This window comes from Veillonella sp. VA141 (genome assembly GCF_003992175.1).
Lineage (GTDB): Bacteria > Bacillota > Negativicutes > Veillonellales > Veillonellaceae > F0422.
In genome coordinates, this window is record NZ_RQVM01000002.1 from 377,245 (window position 1) to 391,991 (window position 14,747).

The 14,747-nt window shown below is 40.2% G+C and carries 31 protein-coding genes; all 31 read right to left on the reverse strand.

Annotated elements, in window-relative coordinates; genetic code table 11:
* Nucleotides 1–141 precede the first annotated feature (141 nt).
* Complete coding sequence (gene rplQ, locus EO112_RS03915) at nt 142–480, reverse strand: 50S ribosomal protein L17 (protein ID WP_009353923.1); 339 nt, start codon at nt 478–480, stop codon at nt 142–144.
* A 14-nt stretch (nt 481–494) separates the two neighbouring features.
* A complete protein-coding gene (locus EO112_RS03920; RefSeq protein ID WP_062401164.1) occupies nt 495–1,502 on the reverse strand; it encodes a DNA-directed RNA polymerase subunit alpha in 1,008 nt (335 codons plus the stop codon).
* Nucleotides 1,503–1,553: 51 nt separating this feature from the next.
* Nucleotides 1,554–1,943, reverse strand: coding sequence for a 30S ribosomal protein S11 (rpsK, locus tag EO112_RS03925; protein WP_009353912.1), 390 nt, complete (start codon nt 1,941–1,943; stop codon nt 1,554–1,556).
* A 15-nt stretch (nt 1,944–1,958) separates the two neighbouring features.
* Nucleotides 1,959–2,327: a 30S ribosomal protein S13 gene (gene rpsM, locus EO112_RS03930; RefSeq protein ID WP_009353922.1), complete on the reverse strand. Its 369-nt coding sequence runs from the start codon at nt 2,325–2,327 to the stop codon at nt 1,959–1,961.
* 22 nt (nt 2,328–2,349) lie between these two features.
* On the reverse strand, nt 2,350–2,463 hold the full coding sequence (gene rpmJ, locus EO112_RS03935) for a 50S ribosomal protein L36 (protein WP_007391661.1): 114 nt from the start codon (nt 2,461–2,463) through the stop codon (nt 2,350–2,352).
* 26 nt (nt 2,464–2,489) lie between these two features.
* Nucleotides 2,490–2,708: a translation initiation factor IF-1 gene (gene infA / locus EO112_RS03940; protein ID WP_009353944.1), complete on the reverse strand. Its 219-nt coding sequence runs from the start codon at nt 2,706–2,708 to the stop codon at nt 2,490–2,492.
* A gap of 23 nt (nt 2,709–2,731) precedes the next feature.
* On the reverse strand, nt 2,732–3,502 hold the full coding sequence (gene map, locus EO112_RS03945; protein ID WP_009353874.1) for a type I methionyl aminopeptidase: 771 nt from the start codon (nt 3,500–3,502) through the stop codon (nt 2,732–2,734).
* Nucleotides 3,503–3,505: 3 nt separating this feature from the next.
* The gene (locus tag EO112_RS03950; protein ID WP_009353894.1) at nt 3,506–4,069 is read right to left on the reverse strand and encodes an adenylate kinase; all 564 of its coding nucleotides are present in this window, start codon (nt 4,067–4,069) and stop codon (nt 3,506–3,508) included.
* Between the two features lie 11 nt (nt 4,070–4,080).
* Entirely contained in the window at nt 4,081–5,343 is a 1,263-nt protein-coding gene (gene secY, locus EO112_RS03955) for a preprotein translocase subunit SecY (protein WP_009353878.1), read from the reverse strand.
* A 1-nt stretch (nt 5,344) separates the two neighbouring features.
* A complete protein-coding gene (gene rplO / locus EO112_RS03960; RefSeq protein WP_009353906.1) occupies nt 5,345–5,785 on the reverse strand; it encodes a 50S ribosomal protein L15 in 441 nt (146 codons plus the stop codon).
* Nucleotides 5,786–5,804: 19 nt separating this feature from the next.
* Nucleotides 5,805–5,984 carry a 50S ribosomal protein L30 gene (rpmD, locus tag EO112_RS03965; RefSeq protein ID WP_009353936.1) on the reverse strand — a complete coding sequence of 60 codons (180 nt, stop codon included), beginning with the start codon at nt 5,982–5,984 and terminating at the stop codon, nt 5,805–5,807.
* Nucleotides 5,985–5,998: 14 nt separating this feature from the next.
* A complete protein-coding gene (rpsE, locus tag EO112_RS03970) occupies nt 5,999–6,499 on the reverse strand; it encodes a 30S ribosomal protein S5 (RefSeq protein WP_009353893.1) in 501 nt (166 codons plus the stop codon).
* 18 nt (nt 6,500–6,517) lie between these two features.
* Nucleotides 6,518–6,880, reverse strand: a complete 363-nt coding sequence (gene rplR / locus EO112_RS03975; RefSeq protein WP_009353882.1) for a 50S ribosomal protein L18 — start codon at nt 6,878–6,880, stop codon at nt 6,518–6,520.
* Nucleotides 6,881–6,911: 31 nt separating this feature from the next.
* Entirely contained in the window at nt 6,912–7,457 is a 546-nt protein-coding gene (gene rplF, locus EO112_RS03980) for a 50S ribosomal protein L6 (protein ID WP_009353919.1), read from the reverse strand.
* A 24-nt stretch (nt 7,458–7,481) separates the two neighbouring features.
* Nucleotides 7,482–7,880, reverse strand: coding sequence for a 30S ribosomal protein S8 (gene rpsH, locus EO112_RS03985; RefSeq protein ID WP_009353887.1), 399 nt, complete (start codon nt 7,878–7,880; stop codon nt 7,482–7,484).
* 28 nt (nt 7,881–7,908) lie between these two features.
* The gene (gene rpsN, locus EO112_RS03990; protein WP_009353911.1) at nt 7,909–8,178 is read right to left on the reverse strand and encodes a 30S ribosomal protein S14; all 270 of its coding nucleotides are present in this window, start codon (nt 8,176–8,178) and stop codon (nt 7,909–7,911) included.
* A 17-nt stretch (nt 8,179–8,195) separates the two neighbouring features.
* Nucleotides 8,196–8,735, reverse strand: coding sequence for a 50S ribosomal protein L5 (rplE, locus tag EO112_RS03995; protein WP_009353920.1), 540 nt, complete (start codon nt 8,733–8,735; stop codon nt 8,196–8,198).
* Between the two features lie 28 nt (nt 8,736–8,763).
* Complete coding sequence (gene rplX / locus EO112_RS04000) at nt 8,764–9,081, reverse strand: 50S ribosomal protein L24 (protein WP_009353903.1); 318 nt, start codon at nt 9,079–9,081, stop codon at nt 8,764–8,766.
* Nucleotides 9,082–9,097: 16 nt separating this feature from the next.
* Nucleotides 9,098–9,466 carry a 50S ribosomal protein L14 gene (gene rplN, locus EO112_RS04005; protein WP_009353930.1) on the reverse strand — a complete coding sequence of 123 codons (369 nt, stop codon included), beginning with the start codon at nt 9,464–9,466 and terminating at the stop codon, nt 9,098–9,100.
* Nucleotides 9,467–9,490: 24 nt separating this feature from the next.
* Nucleotides 9,491–9,751, reverse strand: a complete 261-nt coding sequence (rpsQ, locus tag EO112_RS04010) for a 30S ribosomal protein S17 (RefSeq protein WP_009353932.1) — start codon at nt 9,749–9,751, stop codon at nt 9,491–9,493.
* A 39-nt stretch (nt 9,752–9,790) separates the two neighbouring features.
* A complete protein-coding gene (gene rpmC / locus EO112_RS04015; RefSeq protein WP_009353915.1) occupies nt 9,791–9,991 on the reverse strand; it encodes a 50S ribosomal protein L29 in 201 nt (66 codons plus the stop codon).
* Nucleotides 9,981–10,418 (reverse strand): 50S ribosomal protein L16, encoded by a 438-nt coding sequence (gene rplP / locus EO112_RS04020; RefSeq protein ID WP_009353916.1) that lies wholly within the window; start codon nt 10,416–10,418, stop codon nt 9,981–9,983. The genes rpmC and rplP overlap by 11 nt, the downstream gene beginning before the upstream one ends.
* Nucleotides 10,418–11,083 carry a 30S ribosomal protein S3 gene (rpsC, locus tag EO112_RS04025; RefSeq protein WP_009353925.1) on the reverse strand — a complete coding sequence of 222 codons (666 nt, stop codon included), beginning with the start codon at nt 11,081–11,083 and terminating at the stop codon, nt 10,418–10,420. The genes rplP and rpsC overlap by 1 nt, the downstream gene beginning before the upstream one ends.
* Nucleotides 11,084–11,101: 18 nt before the next feature.
* A complete protein-coding gene (rplV, locus tag EO112_RS04030; protein ID WP_009353926.1) occupies nt 11,102–11,437 on the reverse strand; it encodes a 50S ribosomal protein L22 in 336 nt (111 codons plus the stop codon).
* 11 nt (nt 11,438–11,448) lie between these two features.
* Nucleotides 11,449–11,730: a 30S ribosomal protein S19 gene (gene rpsS / locus EO112_RS04035; RefSeq protein ID WP_009353934.1), complete on the reverse strand. Its 282-nt coding sequence runs from the start codon at nt 11,728–11,730 to the stop codon at nt 11,449–11,451.
* Between the two features lie 22 nt (nt 11,731–11,752).
* On the reverse strand, nt 11,753–12,583 hold the full coding sequence (rplB, locus tag EO112_RS04040; RefSeq protein WP_009353898.1) for a 50S ribosomal protein L2: 831 nt from the start codon (nt 12,581–12,583) through the stop codon (nt 11,753–11,755).
* A gap of 23 nt (nt 12,584–12,606) precedes the next feature.
* On the reverse strand, nt 12,607–12,891 hold the full coding sequence (gene rplW / locus EO112_RS04045; RefSeq protein WP_009353943.1) for a 50S ribosomal protein L23: 285 nt from the start codon (nt 12,889–12,891) through the stop codon (nt 12,607–12,609).
* Nucleotides 12,891–13,514 carry a 50S ribosomal protein L4 gene (gene rplD, locus EO112_RS04050; protein ID WP_009353880.1) on the reverse strand — a complete coding sequence of 208 codons (624 nt, stop codon included), beginning with the start codon at nt 13,512–13,514 and terminating at the stop codon, nt 12,891–12,893. The genes rplW and rplD overlap by 1 nt, the downstream gene beginning before the upstream one ends.
* 25 nt (nt 13,515–13,539) lie before the next feature.
* Nucleotides 13,540–14,181, reverse strand: coding sequence for a 50S ribosomal protein L3 (gene rplC / locus EO112_RS04055; protein WP_009353879.1), 642 nt, complete (start codon nt 14,179–14,181; stop codon nt 13,540–13,542).
* Nucleotides 14,182–14,200: 19 nt separating this feature from the next.
* Nucleotides 14,201–14,512: a 30S ribosomal protein S10 gene (gene rpsJ, locus EO112_RS04060; protein ID WP_009353924.1), complete on the reverse strand. Its 312-nt coding sequence runs from the start codon at nt 14,510–14,512 to the stop codon at nt 14,201–14,203.
* A 159-nt stretch (nt 14,513–14,671) separates the two neighbouring features.
* A partial coding sequence (locus EO112_RS08430) for a hypothetical protein (RefSeq protein ID WP_164723757.1) occupies nt 14,672–14,747 on the reverse strand: 76 nt, incomplete at its 5' end.

Below are 14,747 nucleotides of genomic sequence, written 5' to 3' on the forward strand. Positions count from 1 at the left end.
ATATGTTACAAAACCCAAAAATCCCGCTATCTGACTATAAACGGTTCTCTATTAGATAGAGCCTCTATATGCCATAGAAAAGCAAAAAAGGCTGCAACAGAATGAGTAAAACTCATCCTATCACAACCAGATTGCTGTTGATTATACAAGCTCAAGAATAGCTAATGGAGCTGCATCGCCTTTACGAAGGCCAAGTTTGATTACACGAGTGTAACCACCGTTGCGCTCAGCATATTTTGGAGCAATTTCATCAAATAATTTTTTTACTGCATCTTCGTTCATAAGAAAAGCAAGAACTTGACGACGAGCATGTAAGTCGCCACGTTTGCCTAATGTAATCATTTCATCAACATATTTGCGAAGCTCTTTTGCTTTTGCTTCTGTTGTTTCAATGCGTTCATGTACGAAGAGAGATGTTACCATACCGCGGAACAACGCTTTACGAGCGGAACTGTTGCGGCCTAATTTTCTGTATGCCATTAGTCTTTCTCCTCTTATTCGCTTTGAGATGTTAAGGAATCATTACTCTCATTGTAAGATTGTAATTTCTCTAGAATTTCTTCTACAGATTTTTTCCCTAAATTGCGGATTTTTCCTAATTCGTTTTCTGATTTACCAGTTAAGTCACCGATAGTATGAATGTTAGCGCGTTTCAAACAATTGAAAGCACGAACAGACAACTCAAGATCTTCAATAGGAATTGTCGTTGGTCCTTTAGGTTCAGCATCAATATCGCCACCTTCTTGACCATTTTCACCTGTTAATTCTGCTTCACTTTCCCCTACATTAATCATATCATGAGAATGAGCTAGTCGAGTAAAGTTTCCTAGATAGGAAATCATGATTGCTGCAGATTTAGCAATTGCATCAGATGCTGTAATAGAACCATTTGTCCAAACTTCTAAAGTAAGCTTATCAAAGTCCATTTCGTTGCCCACGCGGACATCGCTGACTTCATATTTTGCTCTTAGAATTGGCGAGAAGATAGAATCAATTGGAATTTGACCAATCATATCATCTTCACGTTTATTCTTAGTAGATGGTACATATCCTTTACCGCGTTCGATACGCACATCCATTACAAGATGAGCTGCTTCATCCATTGTAGCAATTACCAATTCTGGATTTAAGACTTCGACTTCAGGAGGCATGAATTGAATCAAGTCACCTGCTGTTAATACTCCATCTTTACGAACATCGATATGTACATCCATCGGTACAGGTGCTTCATCTTCAAGACGAATGCACAACTGTTTAAGGTTCAGAATAATATCGGATACATCCTCACGAACACCTTCAATCGTAGAGAACTCATGAAGTACTCCGTCAATCTTGATGGAAGTAATTGCTGCTCCATCTAAGGATGAAAGCAAAATGCGACGCAAGCTATTACCGAGAGTAATACCATAACCACGATCCAATGGCTCGCATACGAATTTACCGTAGCGGCCATCTTCTGTCATTACTACTTTCTCGATTCTAAGTTTTTTTTCTTCGCTCATCAGGTATACCCTCCTCTAAAACTTGTCACTATTCTAAGTATATAGCTCAGATTATACGCGACGACGTTTTGGAGGACGACAGCCGTTATGAGGAATTGGAGTCACATCTTTAATGCTTGTTACTTCAAGACCAGCTGCTTGCAACGCACGAATCGCTGCTTCACGACCAGATCCTGGACCTTTAACAAATACTTCTACAGTGCGAAGACCGTGTTCCATAGCTGCTTTTGCCGCTTGTTCAGCTGCCATTTGTGCTGCAAATGGAGTGGATTTACGGGAACCACGGAAACCTAGACCACCAGCAGATGCCCAAGAAAGAGCATTACCGTTTACGTCTGTTACTGTAACGATAGTGTTGTTAAAAGTGGAGCGAATATGCGCTGCACCAGATTCGATATGTTTCTTTTCTTTTCTTTTGGATCTAACTGTTTTCTTAGCCACAATATCCCTCCTTTATTATTTCTTCTTACCTGCGATTGCTTTACGAGGACCCTTACGAGTACGAGCATTTGTCTTCGTACGTTGACCACGACATGGAAGTCCCATACGATGACGTTTACCGCGATAGGAGTTGATTTCAATTAAGCGTTTAATGTTAAGTGCTTCTTCACGACGAAGATCACCTTCTACTTTATACTCTGCATCAAGAAGTTCACGGATTTTAGCTACTTCATCTTCACTTAAATCACGAACGCGAGTATCTGGGTTGATACCAGTTTTTGCTAATACTTCTTTAGAAAGAGTAAGACCGATACCGTAAATATAAGTTAAACCAATTTCCACACGTTTGTCACGTGGTAAATCTACACCGGCTATACGTGCCATCTATTCATCCACCTCCTATCAATTATCCTTGTTTTTGTTTATGTTTTGGGTTTTCGCAAATAACCATTACACGGCCTTTACGTTTAATAATTTTACATTTTTCGCATATCTTTTTAACTGATGGTTTAACCTTCATAAGTACCTCCTTTGTGGATCCTATGCTTACTTAAAGCGATAGGTGATGCGACCACGGCTTAAGTCATATGGTGTCAGTTCCATAGTAACTTTATCACCAGGAAGGATACGGATAAAATTCATACGCATTTTACCTGACACATGAGCCAAAACCACATGCCCATTTTCCAATTCAACTTGGAACATAGCATTTGGTAGTGCCTCAACGACCGTACCTTCCACTTCAATAACGTCTTCTTTTGACATATCTTTTATCCTCCGGTTACTGGTTATTGTATTAACCTCGGTGTATCACGCATAGTAAGTATTTCAGTACCATTTTCAGTAATGGCAATGGTATGTTCAAAGTGAGCAGCTGGCTTACGGTCCATTGTGACCGCAGTCCAGTTGTCTTCAAGAACTCTTACTTTGTGCGTGCCCATAGTAATCATTGGCTCAATACAGATGACCATTCCTGGTCTAAGTTCTGGACCTTTGCCCTTAGTACCATAATTTGGAACTTGTGGATCTTCATGCATGCTTTTTCCTAAACCATGTCCTACAAAATCTCGCACAACACCATATCTATGACGTTCTGCATGAGATTGTACGGCATGGGAAATATCTCCTACATGATTACCCGCTACAGCTTGTTCAATCCCTTTGAAAAGACATTCCTCTGTAACTTTTAGTAATGCATAGACTTTAGGACTTACTTCTCCTACTGGAACAGTAATAGCAGAATCCCCATGATATCCATTAATAGATGATACTAAATCAATGCTGATGACATCGCCATCTTTTAGTATACGAGATGCACTTGGAATCCCATGTACCACTTCATGATTTATGGAAGCACAGATAGTTGCTGGATACCCATAGTAACCAATGCAGCTTGGAACTCCTCCATGACTGCGAATATATTCTTCGGCAAATTGGTCTAACTCAAGCGTTGAAACACCCGGCTTAACTAGTTTAGCAAGCTCGGTTAACGTTGCTGCTGTCAGTTGAGATGCCTTTCGGATATGCTCAATTTCTTCGGGCGATTTAAAAATAATCATTGATTATTTCTCCAAAGCCGTAACGATATTTGCAAATACTGTGTCCACATCCTGTAAGCCGTTGATTTCTACATATTGACCACTATTACGATAGTAATCGATCAATGGTTTAGTAGACTCTTCGTATACAGCAAGACGTTTCTGTACTGTTTCCGGTTTGTCATCATCACGATTTTCAAGACGTGCTCTTTCACTGATGCGTCGAACCAACTCTTCAGAGGGAACACTTAAATTAAGTACAGCATCAAGAACGATGTTCATTTCTTTTAAAATCGCATCCAAAGAAACAGCTTGTGCTGTTGTTCGAGGGAAGCCATCTAAAATGAAACCTTGTTTACAGTCATCCTTGGACAAGCGTTCACGAACGATGCCAATGGTAACGCTATCTGGAACTAATTGTCCAGCATCCATATATTTCTTAGCTTCTAATCCTAATGGAGTAGATTCTTTTACAGCGGCACGGAACATGTCACCTGTAGAAATTTGAGGGATACCATATTTTTCAATCAGACGAGCTGCCTGCGTGCCTTTACCAGCACCTGGAGGTCCCATTAATAAAATATACATATCATAATCTCCTATTTCACAAAGCCCTTATATTGGCGTGTTAATACTAAAGATTCTACTTGTTGCATTGTATCTAATGCTACGCCCACCACGATAAGTAGTGCTGTACCACCAAAGTACACACCTTGAATACCTGTCAATCCACCAATCATATTTGGTAAGATTGCAACGAAAGCTAAGAAAAATGCACCTACTAATGTAATTCGAGTCATTACTCGGTCTACATAGTCAGCAGTCGGTTTTCCTGGGCGAATACCTGGGATAAAACCACCGTGTTTTTTCATATTATCTGCCATATCCGTAATATTGATTGAGATAGCTGTATAGAAGTATGTAAAAAATAAAATCAACACAGCATACAAAATAGTTTGTATCGGCGTTCCCCATTGGAAATAACTTGCAACTGTTTGTACCCAAGGTACTTGTACAAATTGTGCCAATGTGGCTGGGAACATCAATATGGATGACGCAAAGATAATTGGGATAACCCCTGCTTGATTGACTTTCAACGGCAGGAATGTTGAGTGACCACCATACATTTTTCGTCCTACTACGCGTTTAGCATATTGAATAGGAATTCGACGTTGGCCTTGTGTCACAGCAATTACAAGAACGATCATAGCTACCGCAATGATAGCAAATAGAATCGCTTGAAATACATTAATTGTACCTACTTGTAGGTACTGGTAAATGGTTTGAACCCCATCAGGGAATCGCGCCACGATACCAGCAAAGATAATGAGAGAAATACCATTACCTATGCCATGAGCTGTAATTTGTTCTCCTACCCACATCAAGAAACATGTTCCTGCTGTCAAAATAATAGAGATTAGAATTACAGACATGAAGCTATTATCAATAAGTGCGTTGCTAGCACGTAATGCATAAGTCATACCAAAGGCTTGAATAAAGCCAAGAATTACTGTACCATAACGTGTTACTTTAGCAATTTTTTTACGCCCTTCTTCTCCATCTTTACTCCATGCTTCAAATGTTGGTACTACGGCTCCTAACAATTGCATAATGATTGATGCATTGATATAAGGAGTAATACTCATTGCAAAGATAGAGAACTTACTTAACGCACCACCGGCGAACAAATCTAGCAAACCAAATAAGTTACCACTGGTGAATAAGCTTTCAATAACAGATGCCTCTACGCCAGGTACCGGAATATGGATACCTAAGCGAAAGACAATGAACATAAGTAATGTATAAACTACTTTGTTGCGTAATTCCGTTACTTTTGTGATATTCAAGAGGCTATCTAGCACCCTAGATCACCTCTACTTTTCCACCTGCTGCTTCGATTTTTTCTACTGCAGATTTTGTAAATCCGTTAGCGATAACAGTTAATTTACGTTCTAAAGTTCCGTTACCAAGGATACGGATACCATCACGTACGTTTTTCAAAATACCAGCTTCAATAAGAGCTACTGGATCTACAGTTGCACCGTCTTCAAAACGATTCAATTGGGATACATTAACTTCTGCATATTGAAGTGCAAAGATATTTTTGAAACCACGTTTTGGTAAACGACGATAAAGAGGCATTTGGCCACCTTCGAAGCCAGTGCGCACACCGCCACCACTACGAGAATTTTGACCTTTTTGACCACGACCGGAAGTTTTACCTAAACCGGATCCAAGACCACGACCTACACGAGTACGAGTTTTTTTGGAACCTGCAGCCGGAGCTAATTCATGAAGTTTCATTCGTGCACCTCCTTATCTATTATACTTCTTCTACTTTTACTAAATGTCTAACTTTATGAAGCATACCTTCGATTTGAGGTGTCACTTCTTTAACTACTTGGGAGTTAGTTTTTTTCAATCCAAGAGCTTTAACAGTCGCACGTTGATCTGCAGGACGACCGATTAAGCTTTTTGTTAATGTTACTTTAACTTGTGCCATTATTGGTCTCCTTATTAACCGTAAATTTCTTCAAGAGTTTTGCCACGAAGTGCAGCTACGTCTTGAGCTCGTTTTAATTGAGCTAAACCTTCTAGTGTTGCGCGAACCATGTTGTTAGGATTAGAAGATCCTAAGGATTTAGTCAAGATGTTACGAACACCAACTAATTCCAATACGGCACGCACTGGGCCACCAGCGATAACTCCAGTACCTTCTGCAGCTGGTTTCAAGAATACACGACCTGCGCCGAATGTTCCTGTAACTGTATGAGGGATTGTACCATTTTTAATAACAACATGAATAAGGTTTTTCTTAGCATCATCAATGCCTTTACGGATTGCATCAGGTACTTCCGCAGCTTTACCTAAGCCAACACCTACATGACCGTTGCCGTCACCAACAACTACAAGGGCGCTGAAGGAAAAACGACGACCACCTTTAACAACTTTGGCTACGCGGTTGATGAATACTACTCTTTCTTTAAGATCAAGAGTTGTGTAATCAATTCTTGCCATGTCTATAGTTCCTCCTTCTTAGAATTTTAAGCCTGCTTCACGAGCACCTTCTGCAAGGGCTGCTACACGACCATGATAAATGTAACCACCGCGGTCAAATACTACTGTATCGATACCTGCAGCAATTGCTTTTTTCGCAACAGCTTCACCAACTGCTTTAGCAGCAGCTACGTTACCGCCGTAGGAAAGATTTAATTCTTTATCTTGAGAGCTAGCAGATACTAATGTTTTGCCAGCTACGTCATCAATGACTTGAGCATAAATATTGCTTAAAGAACGATATACGTTCAAGCGAGGACGTGCAGCCGTACCGGAAATGTGACGACGTAAACGTAAATGACGTTTTGCACGAGCAATTTTGCGTTTGGATGTTCCTGCCAAGATGTCCACTCCTTTCTAATGTAAACTGTTATTACTTACCTTTAGCGCCAGCTTTACCTGCTTTACGACGAACAACTTCGCCTTCGTAACGGATACCTTTACCTTTGTAAGGTTCTGGTTTTCTCCATTTACGAATATCAGCTGCTACTGCACCAACAACTTCTTTGTCAGCACCAGAAACAACGATTTTATTAGGAGCTGGGACATCGATTGTAATACCAGCAGGAGCTTCCATCTCTACTGGATGGGAGAAGCCCAATGTTAAAGCAAGTTTGTTACCTTGCTTAGCCGCTCTGTAACCAACGCCATTGATTTCTAAAGTTTTAGTAAAGCCTTCATGTACGCCTGTTACCATATTTGCAACAAGAGCACGAGTTAAACCGTGTAAAGAACGGTGTTCTTTTCCATCGCTAGGACGAGTTACTGTGATTACATTTTCTTCAACAGCAATGTTAATATCCGGATGGAAAGTACGAGTTAATTCACCTTTTGCACCCTTAACTGTTAACGTATTCTCGTTTTGAGATACTGTTACGCCAGCTGGGATCTCGATAGGCATTCTACCGACACGTGACATTCTTTCTACCTCCTATTGCTATGATTACCAAACGTAAGCGATTACTTCGCCACCTAAGCCTTCTTTACGAGCTTGTTTGTCGCTCATAATGCCTTTAGATGTAGAAATAACTGCAATACCTAAACCACCAAGTACGCGAGGAAGTTCTTCCTTTTTCGCGTATACACGTAGACCTGGTTTAGAGATACGTTTAATACCGGTAATTACTTTTTCATTATTAGAACCATATTTCAATGTTACTTTTAAAGTAGCATGTTTTTCATTTTCAATTGTTTCAACTTCCTTAACGAAACCTTCGTCTTTAAGGATAGCTAAAACAGCAGCCTTCATTTTAGAAGCAGGGATTTCAACTGTTTCATGAAGTGCAGAGTTTGCATTACGGATGCGAGTCAGCATATCCGCAATCGGATCTGTCATTACCATCTTCTAAAAACCTCCTCTCGTTATCCTATTACCAACTAGCTTTTTTCACGCCAGGGATTTGTCCTTTGTACGCCAATTCACGGAACGCAATACGGCTAATACCGAATTTGCGTATATAACCATGAGGACGACCTGTTAAGTTGCAACGGTTGTGCAAGCGTGTTGGGGATGCGTTGGCAGGTAATTTGGATAAACCTTCATAATCGCCTGCTGCTTTTAACGCTTCGCGTTTTGCTGCATATTTTGCAACGATACGTGCACGTTTTTTCTCACGTTCGATCATAGATTTTTTAGCCATCTATCGTTTCCTCCTAATTATTTTTCAAAAGGCATGCCGAATTGTGCCAATAATTCACGAGCTTCTTCGTCAGTGTTAGCTGTTGTTACGAAGATAATATCCATACCTGTTACTCGTTCTACTTGATCGTATTCGATTTCAGGGAAGATTAATTGCTCTTTTAGGCCCAATGCATAGTTACCACGACCATCAAACGCTTTAGCGCTGATACCACGGAAGTCACGCACGCGAGGCAATGCCGCATTAATCAATTTATCGAGGAATTCATACATGCGTTCGCCACGAAGAGTTACTTTTGTGCCAAGAGGCATACCTTCACGAACTTTGAAGTTCGCAATGGATTTTTTCGCGCGAGTTACGACTGGTTTTTGACCAGCGATAATTTCTAAATCTTTAACAGCTGCATCCAATGCTTTGGAGTTACCAACAGCATCGCCTACGCCGATATTGATTACGATTTTTTCTAATTTAGGAATTTCCATTACGTTGCCATATTGGAATTTCTCTTGTAAAGCCTTCTTAATTTCAGAAGTATATTTTTCTTGTAAACGAGACATTTTGTAAAAGACCTCCTTTCCTTATCAATTAAAGTTTAGCGCCACTTTTAACAGCTACACGAACTAAAGAACCATTTTCCTCAACTTTTTTAGTACGAGTTGGAACTTTTTGTTCAGGATCTAACACCATTACATTGGATACATGGATTGTACCTTCTTTTTCAATGATGCCACCTTGAGGGTTCGCTTGGCTAGGTTTTGTATGACGTTTAACTAGGTTAAGACCTTTTACAGTTACTCGTTCTTTTTTGATATCAACAGCGATGATTTCGCCTTGTTTACCTTTTTCCTTGCCGGAGATAACAACAACTGTATCACCTTTTTTAACATGTAGTTTTTGGGACATGTTGAGCTCCTCCTTCTTATAACACTTCTGGAGCAAGGGAGATAATTTTCATGAAATCTTTTTCACGAAGTTCTCTTGCTACAGGTCCGAAAATACGAGTTCCGCGAGGGCTTTTGTCGTCTTTAATAACTACAGCAGCGTTCTCATCGAAACGGATATAGGAACCATCTTGACGACGGATGCCTTTTTTAGAACGAACAATAACGGCTTTTACAACGTCGCCTTTCTTGACAACGCCACCGGGTGATGCATCTTTTACAGAAGCAACGATTACGTCACCAATATTGCCAAATTTACGGTAAGAACCGCCCATCACTTGGATGCACATAATGCGTTTCGCACCAGTGTTATCGGCAACATTCAAAATTGTTTGTTGCTGGATCATGACTTTTCCTCCTTACATCACTGATTATTTTTGTCTTTCAATAATTTCTACAACTCTCCAACGTTTATCTTTAGATAATGGACGAGTTTCTACGATTTTTACGATATCGCCAACTAAGCATTCGTTATTTTCATCATGAGCTTTAAAACGTTTGCTTGTTACCATTGGCTTGCTATATAATTCGTGAGGTACTTTACGATCGATTTGTACAACAACTGTTTTGTCCATTTTGTTGCTTACAACTTTACCTACACGTGCTTTTCGTACATTTCTTACTTCTGCCACGACTTTAAGCCTCCTATTCAATCCAAACAAAATTTGTTATTATGCGTTACCTTTAATTTCTTCTTCTCGTTGTACAGTTTTGATACGAGCGATAGTTTTTTTAACTTCACGGATACGCATTGGATTTTCTAATTGACCAGTAGCGAGTTGAAAACGTAGGTTAAACAACTCTTCTTTCAATTCGGAAACTTTAGTGTTCAACTCGGCAGCGCTCAAATTGCGAATGTCATTAACCTTCATTTACGTCACCACCCAATTCTTTACCCTTAACAACGAACTTCGTTTTGATTGGAAGTTTATGGCTTGCAAGACGCATAGCTTCGCGAGCCACTACTTCTGGAACGCCGTTCATTTCAAACATTACACGTCCTGGGCGAACTACTGCTACCCATTTTTCTGGAGAACCTTTACCGGAACCCATACGAACGCCTGCTGGTTTTGCAGTGATTGGTTTATCAGGGAAAATTTTAATCCAAACTTTACCACCACGTTTAATGTAACGTGTCATAGCAATACGGGCTGCTTCGATTTGACGGTTTGTGATCCAAGATGGCTCTAATGCTACTAAACCGAAATCACCATGAGCAACTTTGTTACCACGCATTGCACGGCCTTTCATACGACCGCGGAATTGTTTACGATGTTTTACGCGCTTTGGAATTAGCATTAGTTGTCACCTTCTTCCTTTTTAGATGTTTGTTTAGCTTCTGGCAAAACTTCACCTTTGTAGATCCATACTTTAATACCGATGCAACCATATGTTGTATGTGCTTCTGCTGTTGCATAGTCGATATTTGCACGAAGTGTATGAAGTGGAATGGAACCTTCACGGTAAGATTCGCTACGAGCGATCTCTGCACCGCCAAGACGACCGGATACCATTACTTTGATACCGTTAGCGCCTAAACGCATAGTGCGACCTACTGCTTGTTTCATTGCACGACGGAAGCTTACACGGCGTTCCAATTGACTAGCAATGCTTTCAGCAACAAGTTGAGCTTCCATGTCTACTTGTTTAATTTCAGCAATGTTTACATCGATTTGTTTATCTGTAAAACGTTTTAACTCTTTACGGATATCTTCGATACCTTGTCCACCTTTACCAATAACCATACCTGGTTTAGCTGTGTGGATAGTTACTTTAATACGTTTATTTGTACGCTCAATTTCAATGCGGGAAATACCAGCAATGAAAAGTGTTTTCTTCAAGAAAGTACGAATTTTTACGTCTTCATGAAGGTTAGATGCGAAATCTTTATCAGCATACCATTTTGCGTCCCAATCTTTTACGATACCAACACGCAAGCCATGTGGATTTACTTTTTGACCCACTCTGTTTCCCTCCTTCGATTAAGCTCTTTCTTTAACAACTACTGTTACGTGGCTAGAACGTTTCAAAATTTTGAAAGCCTGTCCACGGGAACGAGGATGAATGCGTTTCATTGTTGGGCCTTGATCAACAAAGATCTCGGACACATAAAGATTATCTACATTCATATCAAAATTGTGTTCTGCATTTGCAATAGCAGATGTCAAAACTTTAGTTACTACATCGGCGCCAACTTTCGGAGTAAACTTCAAGATGGCAAATGCTTCGCCGATGTTTTTACCGCGCACTAAATCTGCAACAATGCGGATTTTACGAGGCGCAATACGAATATGTCTAGCGATTGCTTTTGCTTCCATGTTAAATCCTCCTATTTTCTGCCTGTAGATTTTTCGTCCTTACCATGACCTTTATAAGTACGTGTAGGAGCGAACTCACCTAATTTATGACCTACCATATCTTCTGTAATGAATACAGGTACATGTTTGCGACCATCATGCACAGCAATCGTATGGCCTACAAATTGTGGGAAAATAGTAGATGCACGGGACCAGGTTTTTACTACTTTTTTATCATTAGTTTCATTTAAGGCATCAATTTTTTTCAGAAGAGATTCTGCAACAAAAGGGCCTTTTTTAATTGATCTGGACACTGTTATATCTCCTTCCTATATCCTATTTTGTACGACGTTTAACGATTAACTTGCTAGAAGCTTTTTTCTTGTCGCGAGTTTTAACGCCATGAGCTGGTTTACCCCAAGGTGTAACAGGATGTTTACGACCAACTGGAGATTTACCTTCACCACCACCATGAGGATGGTCACAAGGGTTCATTGTAACCCCACGGTTGCCAGGACGAATGCCTAACCAACGTTGACGGCCAGCTTTACCAATAGTGATATTTTCATGGTCAATGTTAGATACAACACCTACTGTAGCACGGCATTCTACGCGTACACGACGAAGTTCACCAGATGGTAAACGAAGTAATGCATAGTTGCCTTCTTTCGCCATTAATTGAGCGGAAGTACCAGCAGAACGAACGATTTGTCCGCCTTTACCGATTTTCATTTCGATGTTGTGTACTTGAGTACCTAATGGGATATTAGCCAATGGTAATGCATTACCTGGTTTAATATCGGATTCAGGACCGGAGTAAACTACATCACCCACTTTAAGACCATGTGGAGCAATGATATAACGTTTTTCACCATCTGCATAGTTTAACAATGCAATACGAGCACTACGGTTAGGATCGTATTCGATTGTAGCTACGCGAGCTGGGATATTATCTTTAGTACGTTTGAAGTCAATAATACGGTATTGACGTTTATGACCGCCACCTTGATGACGTACTGTCATTTTACCAGTGTTATTACGACCACCTTTAGAAGTTACTTTTGCGAGCAAGGATTTTTCAGGTTTGCTTGCTGTAATTTCAGTAAAGGCAGACACTGTCATAAACCGACGACCAGCGGAGTACGGTTTAAATGATTTAATTGCCATTATTGGGCCTCCTTACTAGACTCTTATACACCTTCAAATAATTCAATAGTTTCGCCAGCTTTTAGAGTTACGATAGCTTTTTTATAATCGCTACGTTTACCCATTGTGCGACCCATGCGTTTAGTTTTTCCTAATACACGGATAGTGGCTACTTTTTCTACTTTTACGTTGAAGATAGATTCAACAGCTTTACGGATTTCTACTTTGTTCGCATTCAAAGGAACTTGGAAAGTGTATTTGTTTTCTTGCATTAACAAAGTTGTTTTTTCTGTAATGATTGGACGAATTAATACATCAAATTTGTTCATTATCCAAGCACCTCCTCAATTTTTGCAATAGCACCTTCAGCGATGAAGAGTTTGTCGTGATGCAATAAATCGAAGATATTAATGTTCGTGTATGGAAGAGCTTTCACACCTTGAATGTTACGAGCAGATAATTCCACATTTACATCACCATCAGTGATGAAAAGAACTTTTGCGTCACCTACTTGGAAGTTATTAAGAATGTTTAATACTTCTTTAGTTTTTGGTGCAGCTAATTTCAATTCGTCGATTACGAACAATTCGCTGTTATTTACTTTATCAGATAATGCAGATTTAACTGCTAAGCGTCTAGCTTTACGAGGCATAGCTTTATAGTAGCTACGTGGCTGTGGACCAAAAGTGATACCACCACCTACCCAAATTGGGGAACGGCTAGAACCAGCACGAGCACGGCCTGTACCTTTTTGTCTCCAAGGTTTTTTACCGCCACCGCGTACTTCTCCTCGAGTTTTAGTTGCATGTGTACCAAGTCGTTCGTTAGACAATTGACGAACTACGGCTTGATGCATAACAGCAGCGTTTACTTCAACACCGAATACTGCATCATTCAACTGGATTTCGCCGACTTTAGCGCCGGACATGTTGTATTTAGTTACTGTTGGCATTATGTATCCTCCTTTCGACAATTAGTTATTTAACAGGTTTTACTGTGTTGCGAACCATCACTAGGCTACCTTTAGCACCAGGGATGCCACCTTTGATTAATAAAAGGTTACGTTCAGTATCAACTTTTACAACAGATAGACGTTGTACAGTAACTCTGCCACCACCCATTTGTCCAGGAAGTTTTTTACCTTTAAATACTTTACCGCCGCCACCGGAGATCATTGGACCGATGGAACCTGGTTCACGATGAGATTTGGAACCATGAGTTTCAGGACCACGGCTAAAGTTATGACGCTTAATTGTACCAGCGAAACCTTTACCTTTACCTGTACCCACAACATCTACTAGCTCACCTTCTGCGAAGATATCAGCTGCCAGAGTTTGGCCCACTGTGTAATCAGTTGCTTCAGCAAGGCGAAGTTCACGAAGATATTTAACTGGCGCAACGCCGGCTTTATCGAACTGGCCTTTTACAGGTTTAGTTAAATGTTTTTCTTTAATGGAACCGTATCCAAGCTGTACTGCATTGTAACCGTCGGATTCAACAGTTTTTACTTGCACTACTACGCTAGGTGTAGTTTCCACTACAGTGACAGGAACTAGTTTGCCTTCAGTAGTGAAGACTTGAGTCATTCCTAACTTTTTACCCAAAATAGCTTTAGACATAATCGCACCTCCTTATTTCTTATAATTTTATTTCAATAGATACACCAGCTGGCAAATCAAGGCGAGTGATTGCATCTACTGTTTTCGAATTTGGTTCAATAATTTCTACTAAGCGTTTATGTGTACGCATTTCGAATTGTTCACGAGAATCTTTGTTAACATGTGGAGAACGAAGAATCGTGAAAATGTTTTTTTCTGTAGGCAATGGAATTGGTCCAGAAACCAATGCGCCATTGCGTTTTGCAACGTCTACAATACGTTGAGCACTTTGATCCAATGCTTTGTGATCATATGCTTTCAAGCGAATACGGATTTTTTGTTGTTTTGCCATTGTTATATATCTCCCTTCGTCCATTTCCAGAATGAACTGCTCCATAGAAATTCTCCCTCGCGAGGGCAACCTTCTATATCATAGTTTATACACAACCTAAGAGCGGCAAGTTTGCCGCTCCTTGATTGCACGGTTTATATAGATAATCTTTCAGTCAGATTATGCTTCGATAGCTGTAACAACACCAGCGCCTACTGTATGGCCACCTTCGCGAATCGCGAAACGTAAACCTTCT